This is a genomic window from Achromobacter pulmonis (genome assembly GCF_902859765.1).
Classification (GTDB): Bacteria; Pseudomonadota; Gammaproteobacteria; order Burkholderiales; family Burkholderiaceae_B; genus Achromobacter; species Achromobacter pulmonis.
In genome coordinates this window covers 24,408-36,586 of the sequence record NZ_CADIJV010000001.1, presented here as the reverse complement: position 1 = coordinate 36,586, position 12,179 = coordinate 24,408, and the positions used below count along the sequence as shown (strand labels likewise).

Annotated in this window: 9 protein-coding genes; 4 read left to right on the top strand and 5 right to left on the bottom strand. The window is 67.7% G+C overall.

Features of this window, described 5'->3' with window-relative positions:
- The first annotated feature begins 46 nt into the window (after positions 1–46).
- Together gloA and def are read left to right on the top strand one after the other, a co-directional pair.
- Positions 47–442: a lactoylglutathione lyase gene (gloA, locus tag HV701_RS00150; protein ID WP_175131132.1), complete on the top strand. Its 396-nt coding sequence runs from the start codon at positions 47–49 to the stop codon at positions 440–442.
- Positions 443–461: 19 nt separating this feature from the next.
- On the top strand, positions 462–995 hold the full coding sequence (def, locus tag HV701_RS00145) for a peptide deformylase (protein ID WP_175131131.1): 534 nt from the start codon (positions 462–464) through the stop codon (positions 993–995).
- On the opposite strand, the gene HV701_RS00140 is transcribed toward def, so the two are convergent.
- The gene (locus tag HV701_RS00140; protein ID WP_175131130.1) at positions 983–3,247 is read right to left on the bottom strand and encodes an acyl-CoA dehydrogenase; all 2,265 of its coding nucleotides are present in this window, start codon (positions 3,245–3,247) and stop codon (positions 983–985) included. The two genes, def and HV701_RS00140, sit on opposite strands and share 13 nt — an antisense overlap.
- A 150-nt stretch (positions 3,248–3,397) precedes the next feature.
- Here HV701_RS00140 and HV701_RS00135 point away from each other — a divergent pair, with 150 nt between their 5' ends.
- Complete coding sequence (locus HV701_RS00135; protein ID WP_175131129.1) at positions 3,398–4,627, top strand: nucleoside recognition domain-containing protein; 1,230 nt, start codon at positions 3,398–3,400, stop codon at positions 4,625–4,627.
- A 7-nt stretch (positions 4,628–4,634) separates the two neighbouring features.
- On the opposite strand, the gene pyk is transcribed toward HV701_RS00135, so the two are convergent.
- Entirely contained in the window at positions 4,635–6,077 is a 1,443-nt protein-coding gene (pyk, locus tag HV701_RS00130) for a pyruvate kinase (protein ID WP_175131128.1), read from the bottom strand.
- 105 nt (positions 6,078–6,182) lie between these two features.
- Here pyk and HV701_RS00125 point away from each other — a divergent pair, with 105 nt between their 5' ends.
- A complete protein-coding gene (locus HV701_RS00125; protein WP_175131127.1) occupies positions 6,183–7,325 on the top strand; it encodes a glycerate kinase in 1,143 nt (380 codons plus the stop codon).
- Positions 7,326–7,397: 72 nt separating this feature from the next.
- On the opposite strand, the gene rsmA is transcribed toward HV701_RS00125, so the two are convergent.
- From rsmA to HV701_RS00110, 3 genes are read right to left on the bottom strand one after another with little or no spacing between them, the layout of a single operon-like run.
- Positions 7,398–8,189, bottom strand: coding sequence for a 16S rRNA (adenine(1518)-N(6)/adenine(1519)-N(6))-dimethyltransferase RsmA (rsmA, locus tag HV701_RS00120; protein WP_175131126.1), 792 nt, complete (start codon positions 8,187–8,189; stop codon positions 7,398–7,400).
- An 18-nt stretch (positions 8,190–8,207) separates the two neighbouring features.
- On the bottom strand, positions 8,208–9,764 hold the full coding sequence (locus tag HV701_RS00115) for a peptidylprolyl isomerase (protein ID WP_175131125.1): 1,557 nt from the start codon (positions 9,762–9,764) through the stop codon (positions 8,208–8,210).
- The gene (locus tag HV701_RS00110; RefSeq protein WP_175131124.1) at positions 9,761–12,154 is read right to left on the bottom strand and encodes an LPS-assembly protein LptD; all 2,394 of its coding nucleotides are present in this window, start codon (positions 12,152–12,154) and stop codon (positions 9,761–9,763) included. The genes HV701_RS00115 and HV701_RS00110 overlap by 4 nt, the downstream gene beginning before the upstream one ends.
- Positions 12,155–12,179: the final 25 nt, after the last annotated feature.

Genomic DNA, 12,179 nt, shown 5'->3' with positions numbered 1-12,179 from the left:
CAACCGGTTCCGTGACTCCGCCCCTCATCGCTAAAGGAATTTCACCATGCGTATGCTCCACACCATGCTGCGAGTCGGCAACCTCGACAAGTCCATCGACTTCTACACCAACGTGCTCGGCATGCGCGTGCTGCGTCGCAACGACTACCCCGACGGCAAGTTCACGCTGGCCTTCGTCGGCTACCAGGAAGAATCCGAAGGCGCCGTGATCGAGCTGACCCACAACTGGGACACCGACAAGTACGACCTGGGCACCGGCTACGGCCACATCGCCCTGGAAGTCGACAACGCCTACGAGGCCTGTGACAAGGTCAAGGAACGCGGCGGCAAGGTCACCCGCGAGGCCGGCCCGATGAAGCACGGCAGCACCGTGATCGCCTTCGTCGAGGATCCGGACGGCTATAAGATCGAGTTCATCCAGAAGAAAGGACGGGTGGACTGAGGCTCCGCCCACCATCGCCATGATCCATACCATCCTGAAAATGGGCGACCCCCGGCTGCTGCGCGTGGCGCCGCCGGTCGAACGCTTCGACACTCCCGAGCTGCACGCCCTGATCGAAGACATGTTCGAGACCATGGCGGCGGCGCAAGGGGTGGGGCTGGCCGCGCCGCAGATCGGCGTGGACCTGCAACTGGTCATCTTCGGCTTCGACCGCAACGAGCGCTATCCCGATGCGCCCGCGGTGCCGCAGACCATCCTGTGCAATCCGGTCATCACGCCGCTGTCGGACGACATGGAAGACGGCTGGGAAGGCTGCCTGTCGGTGCCGGGGCTGCGCGGCCTGGTGCCGCGCTACCGCCATATCCGCTACCAGGGCAAGGACCCCTACGGCCGCGACATCGAGCGCGAGGCCGAGGGCTTCCACGCCCGCGTGGTGCAGCACGAATGCGACCACCTGATCGGCCGCCTCTACCCCTCCCGGATCCAGGATTTCTCGAAGTTCGGCTTCACCGAAATCCTGTTTCCGGGCATGGATCCGAATCAGGACGATTGAGCGTCCGCCGGCGCCCGGCGCGGGTCCGCGTCCGGCGCCAATTCCTCCGGCGCGAAATCATCCACCTGCAGCACCCGCGACACGAGCGCCTCGGCCTCTTCCAGCTGTGCCGCCTGCGCCGCCGTGATGGCGCCATGCCGGTGCGCTTCGCGCCAATCGCGCACGCCCGACTGGCGCAGCCGGTCACGGATCGGCTGCACCGCGTCCACCAGAGCGAAGGCGCGGGTCAGCAGCGCCAGCGGATCATCGCCGGCGCCCGTCTCGGCGGACGTACGCTGGAGGTCGGCGGCCAGCCGCGCATGCGTCGGCGACGGCTTGAGCAGCAGTTCCGCGCATTCGCGGGTCAGCGCATCATCCGGCCCCCGTGCCGACCGGCGCGGCAGGATCGCGGCCCGCAAGGCCCAGGCCAGCGGCCGGCCGGGCAGGTTGGACAGCACCTGGTCCATGCGCGTTTCGATCTCGGCGTAGCCGCGCGCCATGCACCAATGCACCAGCGGCAGGTCGTCATGCTTGCGCCCCTCGTCCTCCCAGCGTTTGAGCACGGCCGACAGCAGGTATAGCTCGGACAGGATGTCGCCCAGCCGCGCCGACAGCATCTCGCGGCGCTTGAGGCCGCCGCCCAGCCGCGCCAGCGCGGCGTCGGCCAGCAGCGCGAAACCGGCGGCATAGCGGCCCAGCCGGCGGTAATGGCCGGCGGTCGGGCCGGACACCGGCGACGGCGCCAGCACGCCGCCGGTCCAGGCGCGACCGATGGCGCGCAGGGTATTCATGCCGGTGTGGCGCAGATGGCGCCAGAACACGTCATGGAACACCTCCATGCCGCGCTCTTCGTCGGGATTGCCGAGCGCCAGGATTTCCGGCATCAGGTAGGGATGGGCGCGGATCGCGCCCTGGCCGAAGATGATCAGATTACGCGTCAGGATGTTGGCGCCCTCGACCGTGATGGCGATGGGCACCGCACGGTACAGCGCGCCGAGGTAATTGCTGGGCCCGTCGATCACGGCGCGCCCCGCGTGCACGTCCATGGCATCGTTGACCGACACCCGCATGCGCTCGGTCGCATGGTATTTCATGATGCCCGACACCACGGCCGGCTTGACGCCCTGGTTCAGCGCCGCGCAGGTCAGGCGCCGCGCCGCTTCCACCAGGTAGGCATTGCCCGCCAGGCTGGCCAGCTTTTCCTGCACGCCCTCGAACTTGCCGACGGGAAGGCCAAACTGTTCGCGCACCCGCGCATACATGCCGGTGGCATGCGCGCTAATCACACATGCCGCCGCCGACAGCGACGGCAGCGAAATACCGCGCCCGGCGGCCAGCGCGCTCATCAGCATCTGCCAGCCATGGCCGGCGCGCTCGACCCCGCCGATCAGGGCGTCCAGCGGCACGAACACGTCGTGCCCGCGATTGGGGCCGTTCTGGAAAACCTGCATCGCCGGCAGATGGCGGCGGCCGATCTCGACACCGGGCGCGTCGGTCGGCACCAGCGCCACCGAAATGCCGATGTCGCGCGCCCCACCCAGGATGCCGTCGGGGTCGGACATCTTGAACGCCAGCCCCAGCACGGTGGCGACCGGCCCCAGCGTGATGTAGCGCTTGTGCCAGTTCAGGCGCACGCCGATCAGCTCGCGGCCATCGACCACCTGGCGGCAGACCACGCCGGTGTCCACCATGGAGGCGGCGTCGGAACCGGCCTCGGGACTGGTCAGCCCGAAGCACGGCACCTCGCGGCCGTCGGCCAGGCGCGGCAGCCAGTAATCGCGCTGGGCCTGCGTGCCGAACTGCATCAGCAGCTCGCCCGGCCCGAGCGAGTTGGGCACCATGACCGTGACGCCGGCGGTGATCGAATAGGCGGAGATGCGCCGCACCACCTCGGAGTGCGCATAGGGCGAGAAACCCAGGCCGCCGTGGCGCTTGGGGATGATCATGCCGAAAAAACGCTGTGCCTTGAGAAAATCCCAGACTTCCGCGGGCAGGTCGCGCCGATGCCAGGTGATGTCCCATTCGTCCAGCATGGCGCACAGTTGCGCCACCGGGCCGTCGATGAAACGCTGCTCATCGGGCGTCAGGGTCGCCGCGGGCAGGTCCAGCAGCTTGCGCCAATTCGGGTTGCCGGTGAACAGGTCGGCCTCCCACCAGGTATCGCCGGCCTCGATGGCCTCGCGCTCGGTGGCGGAGAGCGGCGGCATCGCGTTGCGGGCCCAACGGTACGCGGGCTCGGAGATGCGGCGCCGGCGCCATGCGTTGAAATCCATCTGTTCCCCCTATATTCGAGATGCTACTGGGCGTATCGAATCAAAGTACCAGAATTGCGCCGTCCAGGCCAAACCGCGGCACGCCGACTCTGCGACAATGGATCTCCCCGCGCTGGTGCGCAATCCAATCGCTGTACGGGTACACACCGCATGCTGAACAAACTCTGGCTGGGCTTTTTCCTGACTGCCGCCGCGGCCGCCCTGTACCGCTGGCTGGCCATCGGCGATCCGGATGTGTTCCACGCCATGGTCGCCAGCCTGTTCGACATGGCGCGGGTGTCGGTCGAGGTCATGGTGCTGCTGTTCGGCACGCTGACGCTGTGGCTGGGTTTCCTGCGCATCGCCGAACGCGCCGGGCTGGTAGAGCGGCTGGCGTGGCTGCTGGGGCCGCTGTTCAGCCGCCTGATGCCCGAAGTGCCGCGCAATCACCCCGCGATCGGCCTGATCACCCTGAACTTCGCCGCCAACGGCCTGGGCCTGGACAACGCCGCCACCCCCATCGGCCTGCGCGCCATGCGCGAATTGCAATCGCTCAATCCCACTCCGGAAGTCGCCAGCAACGCCCAGATCCTGTTCCTGGTGCTCAACGCCTCGTCGCTGACCCTGTTGCCAGTGACGCTGTTCATGTTCCGCGCGCAGCAGGGCGCGGCCGATCCGACGCTGGTGTTCCTGCCCATCCTGCTGGCCACCAGCGCGTCGACGCTGGCGGGCTTGCTGGCGGTGGCGGCGTGCCAGCGCCTGCGGCTGCTCGATCCCGTCGTCATGCTGTGGCTGGGCGGCGCGGCGCTGCTGCTGGGCGGTTTCATGGCGCTGCTGGCCAGCATGTCCGCCAGCGCCATCGCCGCGCTGTCGTCGCTGATGGGCAACCTGGCGCTGTTCAGCATCCTGCTGGCGTTTCTCATCGCCGGCGCCTGGAAGAAGGTGCCGGTCTACGAGGCCTTCATCGAGGGCGCCAAGGAGGGCTTCGACATCGCCAAGAGCCTGCTGCCCTACCTGGTGGCGATGCTGTGCGCGGTCGGGGTATTGCGGGCCTCGGGCGCGCTCGACTTCCTGCTCGACGGCATCCGCTGGGCAGCCTCGCACGCCGGCTGGGACACGCGCTTCGTCGATGCGCTGCCGACCGCGCTGGTCAAGCCGTTCTCGGGCAGCGCGGCGCGCGCCATGATGCTCGAGACCATGACGCATTTTGGCGTGGACAGTTTCCCCGCGCTGCTGGCGGCCGTGATGCAAGGCAGCACCGAAACCACCTTTTACGTGCTGGCGGTGTATTTCGGTTCGGTCGGCATCCTGCGCGCGCGCCACGCGGTGGGTTGCGCGCTGGTCGCCGACCTGGCCGGCGTGCTGGCGGCCATCGGCGTGTGCTACTGGTTCTTCGGCTGACGCCCCGTCAATCCACCAGCAGGATCTTCATGCCATTGGTGCCGCCGCTGTCGCGGTAGAAATCGCCCTTGGTCAGGATGACCCAGTCGCCGGCCTGCACCAGGTTGCGCTTCTTCAGCTCGTCGATGGCGGCGTTGCTGAGGTCGGCCGGCTCATAATCCGACGGCGCGAACGGAATCGTGTACACGCCGCGGAACATGGTCACGCGGTTCTGCGTGACACTGTGCGGGCTGTAGCAGTAGATCGGCACGCCCGAGCGGATGCGCGACATGATCAGCGGCGTGTGGCCGCTTTCGGTCAGCGCGATGATGGCCTTGACGCCCGGGAAGTGATTGGCCGCGTACATGGCGGCCAGCGCGATGGTCTCGTCGCAGCGCGAGAAGGTCTCGCCCAGCCGGTGGTGCGACTGAGTGCTGGTGGGATGCTTTTCCGCGCCCAGGCAGACGCGCGCCATGGCCTGCACCGTTTCCACCGGATACGCTCCGGAGGCGCTCTCGGCCGACAGCATCACCGCATCGGTGTAATCCAGCACCGCGTTGGCCACGTCCGACACTTCGGCGCGCGTGGGCATCGGACTGGAGATCATCGATTCCATCATCTGGGTCGCGGTGATCACCACTTTGTTGAGGGTGCGGGCGTGCTGGATGATGCGCTTCTGGATGCCCACCAATTCGGCATCGCCGACTTCCACCCCCAGGTCGCCGCGCGCCACCATCACGCCATCGCTGGCGCGGATCAGCGCATCGAGCGCCTCGTCGTCGGCCACGGCTTCGGCGCGCTCGATCTTGGCGATGATCCAGGCCTCGCTGCCGGCGGCGCGCAGCAACGCGCGCGCCTCGTCGATGTCGCTGCCATAGCGCGGGAACGACACCGCCACGTAGTCCAATTGCATTTCAGCGGCCAGCTTGATGTCGACCCGGTCCTTGTCGGTCAGGCTGGGCGCGGACAGGCCGCCGCCGCGCCGGTTGATGCCCTTGTTGTTGGACAGCGGACCGCCCACCGTGACTGTGGTGTGGACCTCGTCACCCTCGACCCGGTCCACCACCAGCACCACGCGGCCGTCATCGAGCAACAGCTCGTCGCCGACGCGGCAGTCGGTCACCAGCTCGGGATAGTCGATGCCGACGATGCTGGCGGTGCCCGCGTCCTTCGGATGCACCCGCGACAGCGTGAACGGCTGACCCACCTGCAGTTGCACCAGCTTTTCGGTGAAGCGCGCAATGCGGATCTTGGGCCCTTGCAGGTCGCCCATGATGGCGACGAAGCGGCCCTGCCGCGCGGCGCTCTCGCGCACCAGCCGGGCACGCTCGCGGTGGTCATCGGCGCTGCCATGCGAGAAGTTCAGCCGCGCCACGTCCAGGCCGGCCTTGATCATGGCGTCGATGCGTTCCGGCGTCGACGTCGAGGGCCCCAGGGTGGCGACAATTTTGGTGCGGCGCAATACAGGCATGGCGATCCACTCTCACATGAACAACGAAAGCGCTATGGTACGACGGCGGCGGACACGCGGGTATCATGATCGGCATCCCGTCCCCAACGATCCGTGGCCGACCTCGTGAAAATCGTCATCGCACCCGACTCTTTCAAGGAAAGTATTTCCGCCCCCGACGCGGCCGCGGCCATCGCGCGTGGCGTCAAGGCCGCCTGTCCCGGCGCGCACACGGTCTGCATCCCGATGGCCGACGGCGGCGAAGGCACGGTCGAGGCGGTGTTGGCCGCGGCCGGCGGCCAGGCCCGCCAGCACACGGTCAACGATGCGCTCGGCCACAAGGTCGACGCCACCTGGGGCCTGCTCGAAGACGGCACCGCCGTCATCGAAATGGCCGCCGCCGCGGGCCTTGAACTTATCGCGCCGGCCAGGCGTGACCCGCTGCGCGCCAGCAGCCACGGCGTGGGGGAACTGATCCTGGCGGCGCTGGATGCCGGCGCCGCACGCATCATCCTCGGCCTGGGCGGCTCGGCCACCAATGACGGCGGCGCGGGCATGCTGACGGCGCTGGGCCTGCGCCTGCTCGATGCCGACGGCCGCAGCCTGCCGCCCGGCGGCGGCGCGCTGGGCCAACTGGCCAGCATCGACCCGCGCGGCCTCGATCCGCGGCTGGCGAAGACGCGCATCGTCATTGCCTCCGACGTCGACAACCCGCTATGCGGTCCGCAGGGCGCCTCGCATGTCTTCGGCCCGCAGAAAGGCGCTACGCCCGAACAGGTGCAAACGCTGGACGCCATGCTGGACCACTTCGCCGATCTCTGCGCGCGCCAGTTGGGTCGCGACCACCGCCACGAGGCTGGCGCGGGCGCGGCGGGCGGCCTGGGCTTCGCCGCCAAGGCTTTCCTGGATGCCCAATTCCGGCCGGGCATCGAGATCGTCGCCGAACTCGGCGGACTGGCACGGGCCATGGAGGGCGCCACGCTCGCCTTCACCGGCGAAGGCCGCATGGATGCCCAGACCCTGCGTGGCAAGACGCCGGCGGGCGTGGCCCGCATCGCGCACCAGGCCGGCGTGCCGGTGGTGGCCCTGGCCGGCTCGCTGGGCGAAGGCTACGAAGCCTTGCATGGCGTCGGCATCAGCGCCGCCTTCAGCCTGGCCCCCGGCCCCATCACGCTGCAACAGGCCCTGGCCGACGCCGAGCGCCTGCTGCACGACCGCGCCCGCGACGTCATGCAATTGTGGATGGCGGCGCAGAAGCGCATGCTGTAGCCGCGCCTCCCGCGCCACGACAAAAAAACCCGCTCGACGCGGGTTTTTGCCGGCCTTGGGGGCGACGCGGTGTCAGCCGCCCTGCAAAATGCCGGCCTCGACCAGCGCGTCCGACAGACGGATGTAGCGATCCACCGAGATATCCTCGGCGCGCGCGGTGGGCGCAATGTCCAGCGCCTCCCAGGGCACCTGCGGCGCCCAGTCGGCCAGCACCCGGCGCAGCATCTTGCGGCGCTGCGAGAAGGCACGCGCCACCACCGTCTCGAAGGCGCGCGCGCTGACCGGACGCAGGCGCTCGGCCGGCAAGGGCACCATGCGCACGATGGCCGACACCACCTTGGGCGGCGGGTCGAAGGCTTCGGGCGGCACGTCGAACAGCTTGTGCATGCGATAGCGCGATTGCAGCATCACCGACAGGCGGCTGAAATCACCGCTGCCCGGCTGCGCGACCATGCGGTCGATCACTTCGCGCTGCAACATGAAATGCTGGTCGCGGATGTGATCGGCCCAGGTCATCAGATGGAACAGCAGCGGGCTGGAAATGTTGTAAGGCAGGTTGCCGACCACCCGCAGCCCCGCGCCGAACTGCGAAAAATCCACTGTCAGCGCATCGGCCTCGACCACGGTCAGGCGGCCTTCGTCGAACTGCTTGCGCAGGCGCGCCGCCAGGTCGCGGTCGATCTCGACGGCGGTCAGGTGGTCGAGCCGCTCCAGCAGCGGCCGCGTCAGCGCCGACAGGCCGGGCCCGATCTCGACCACGGAGTCGCCGCGGGCGGGATTGACCGCCCGCACGATCGACTCGACCACGCTCTCGTCGGTCAGGAAGTTCTGGCCAAAGCGCTTGCGCGCCTGGTGTTGAGACATGAAAAGCCCGGGCTGTGATCAGCGGTTGTTCTGGTTGATACGGTCCTGCTTCTCCAGCCGGTTGTCCACGTACGCCTGGGCGCGCAGTTGGTCCAGCCAGTCTTCGAAAGCCGGTTGGGCGCGGCGCTCGAACAGGGTCTGGCGGGCCTTCATGCGGGCCAGGTCATCGGTGGCGTCATGCTGGCGGCGCTCTTCGACCTGGATCAGGTGCCAGCCGAACGGCGTCTGGATGGGCTGGCTGATCTCGCCCGGCTTGAGCGCATTCATGGCGGCCTCGAACGGCGGCACGGTTTCACCGGGATTGAGCCAGCCCAGGTCGCCGCCCTGCGGCGCGGTCGCGTCCTGCGAGTACTGGCGCGCCATGTCGGCGAACTTGGCATCGCCGGCCACCAGGCGCTGGCGTATCTGCTCCAGGCGCTGGCGGGCCTGCGCGTCGCTCATGACGGTCGAGGTCTTGATCAGAATGTGGCGGGCATGCGTCTGCATCACTTCCACCGGCCCCTGCTGCGCCTGCGGCTGCGGTTGCGGCTGGGGAGCCTGCGCGGGCGCCGGAGCGCGCGCGGTGCGGCTGGGCGCCGGCTGGGCAGTGCCGCGGTCCATCACCTTGAGGATGTGGAAACCGTTGCCGCTCTGGAGCAGGCCGCTGACCTGCCCCTTCTGCAGGTTGGCGATGGCCTTGGCGAACAGGTCAGGCCAGCCATCCAGCGGACGCACGCCCATGACGCCGCCCTGCAGGGCTTCGGGGCCGTCGGAATTGGCGGCGGCCAGGCTGGCGAAGTCATCGCCGCGCTTGACCCGCGCCAGCAGGTCCTCGGCCTTGCGGCGCAATGCCGCCAATTGCTCGGGCGAGGAACCTTCCGGCACGCGCACCAGGATCTGGGCGACGGCGTAGAGCATCGGGCCGGCCGCGGCCGCCTGCTCGGGCGCGGCCTCGGGTTGGGGTTGCGGCTGGGCGCGCTGGGCCGCGGCGGCGAAGGCCGGGTTGCGGCGCTGATCCTTGAGGAATGCGTCGACCTCCGCGTCGGAAATGACGATGGTGGAGTCCACCGCACGCTGGCGCAGGCGATCCGCGCGGATTTCGTCCTTCAGCGACTTGCGGTAGCTGTCCCAGGTGACGCCGGTTTTCTCGATTTCCTGGCGCAGTTGCGCCACGCTGATCTTGTTGCGGCCGGCGATGGTGGCAATGGCCTGGTCGACCTGGGCGTCGTCGACGCGGATGCCGAGGCGGTCGGCCTCATGGCGCTGCACGCGTTCCATGATGAGACGTTGCAGCACCTGGTGCTGCAAGGTCTTGTCGTCGGGCACCTGGATGCCGCGCGTCTTCAGTTCGCCGGCGATGCGGGTCGAGGCATCGCGCAGCTCGCGCAGGGTGATCACATCCTTGTCGACCACGGCGGCGATGCCGTCCACGAACTGCTCGCCGGCGGGCGGCGGCGCGCTTTTCTGCGCGGCGGGCGCGTTCCGGGCACCCTTGCCGTTCGGCTCCGCCGCATGCGCGGCCGGGAAAGCGGCGCAAATGGCCAGCAAGAGCGCGTTGCCGGTAAAGCGGCGCAAAGAGTGCAACCTACGCATCATTCATACCTTTCAAATGTGGTCCCGGCGGGCACAGGCGGGGTAATGCGCGAGTAACCGGGGATACTTCTGTTCAGCAGGTTCATCGGATCGGTCCCGAGGGAACCCAGTCCGGTCAGTTCCAGCTGGAAGAACAAGGCCGTGTTGGCATCGGTGGCGGACACGGCATAGCGTTGGAACACCATCCGGCCGACCCAGCAGCAGTCGCCCTTGTATTCGAGGCCGGCGATGGCCTGCGTGATACGGGGCGAGTCGTTGGTGCCGCTGACCGTGCTCGACGGACCGTTGCGCAGTGAATAGTCGATACGACCCACGCCGTACCAGCGCTTGGTGAAGGGCCATTGCACAGCCAGGCTGATCTGGTTCTGTCCCTGCGGCTGATACTGCACGCCGGGCTGCGGATCGCGCTGGTAGCGATAGGCCAGCGCCACGGTCGTCAGGCGCTGCGGCGACCAGCGGCCGCTCAGCAAGGCGCGCGACCAGCGGTTGTCGTAGGGGTTGTACTGGGCCGCCGCATCGGTGCTGAAGGTGTCGGTCAGCGCGGCGCTGGCGCCCACCAGGAAGTCGGAACGCACGTTCTCGCGCGGCGTCTCGCCCGGCAGCGTCACTTTCTGGTCGGCGAAATACAGGCGCTGCGCCACGGCCAGCGAGGCGCGCTCGAAGCCGGTCGAGGCATCGAGCCAGCGCGTGGTCAGCGCGGCGGTCAGCTGGTTGGCGTTGGAAATACGGTCCCAGCCGCCCGTATAGATGTTTTCCTCGAAGGCCTGCGAGAAACTGAAGTCGGACAGCGACGTGTCATAGACCGGGATCTTGGACTGGTCGCGGTACGGCACGCGCAGGTAATACAGGCGCGGCTCCAGGGTCTGGATCGACGACTTGCCGAACAGCGTGGTGTCGCGCTCGAAGATCAGGCCGGCATCCAGCGACATGATCGGCACCGTGCGCGATTGCGAACGCGGATAGCCGAACGCGGTGCCGGCATTGGCCGTGCCCGAATTCAGGCCGAGCCAGTCGCCGTTGTACCAGCTGGTCTGGTATTGGGTGTAGTTGACGCCCGCCTTGGGAATCACGAACCAGCCCGGCCGGACGATCGGGTAGGACACCGTGGGATAGGTCTGGAAGCGGTCGCCATTGGGGCCATTGCGATTGCCCAGGAACAGCGGCTTGCTGAAACGCACCGCCGTCGAGGTCCAATCCAGATCGAAACCGCCCCAGTCGTAGCGGGCGCCGCGCAGGTACAGTTCGGGCTGCTTGTCGTAGGGCGGCGTCAGCAGCGCATCCGGATCCTGCAGCGTCTGGTACTTGTACACCTGCGCATAGGCGCTCCAGTAGGTCGAGGACCAGCCCACCCGCGCGCGCTGCGGCAGATAGGTGGTGGACGCCTGGTTCAGGCCCAATTGGGAGATGTCGCGGAAGTAGTCGTTGTCCGACACCTTGGCCACGTCCCAGTCGGCATAGAAGCCGTTGCCGAACAGCTGCTGGTGGCGCCACCAGTACATCCAGCGGTCTTCGCCGTTGGCATTGTCATGCGGCAGGTAAGCGCCGTAGATGCTGCCGGCATAGCTCGCCCCCAGGTAGCGGAATTCGCCGCCCAGTTGCAGGCCGCGCTTGGAAAAATAGCGGGGCTGCAGGGTCGCGTCGTAGTTGGGCGCGATGTTCAGGTAATACGGTATCGAGAAATCGAACCCGCCCTTGCTGGTGGTGCCGTAGGTCGGCATCAGGAAGCCCGACTTGCGCTCTTTCTTGACCGGGAAGGTCATGTAGGGCGAAGCCAGGATCGGCACGTCCTTGAAATACAGCACGCCATTGCGGGCCACCCCTTCGTTTTCGTCGAAGTCGATGTCGACCGTATTGGCCTTGATGTACCAGGACGGCGTCTCGCACGAGCAGCCGCTGTACGTGACGGTATGCAGCCGCATCTGCGACTTGCTGAAGATGTCGGCCTTCTCGGCCACGGCGAAGCCGCCGGTGGCGCCCAGCCAGAAGCTGGGTTTCTCGACTTCGCCGGAATATTTGTCGACGTTGAACTTGGCGTTCGGACCGGTGACCAGGGTGCCGTCGCGCATCATGCGCGCATTGCCCTGCACGTCGACCTCGCCGGTATCCTTGCGGTAGTTGATGCGGTCGCCCTTGATCACGCCGTCGATGCGGCGCACCTGGGCCGCTCCCGTCAGGGTCAGGTCGGAATCCGGGTCACCTTCGATGGTGTCCGCTTCCAGATAGGCGGGGATATTGCCGTCCGGCAGGCGGTGCATCCGCAAGCCGGGAGACGTGCGCAGCTCGGGAGCCGCGGTGATCGAGGTCGACGCGGGAGCCGAACCCTGGCTGCCCTGGGCCTGAACGGCCCCGGCGACGCTGATAGCAGATAGGATCAACCACCGAACCTTGCGCACGAGTGAAAACAGCCCTTTTTGACGA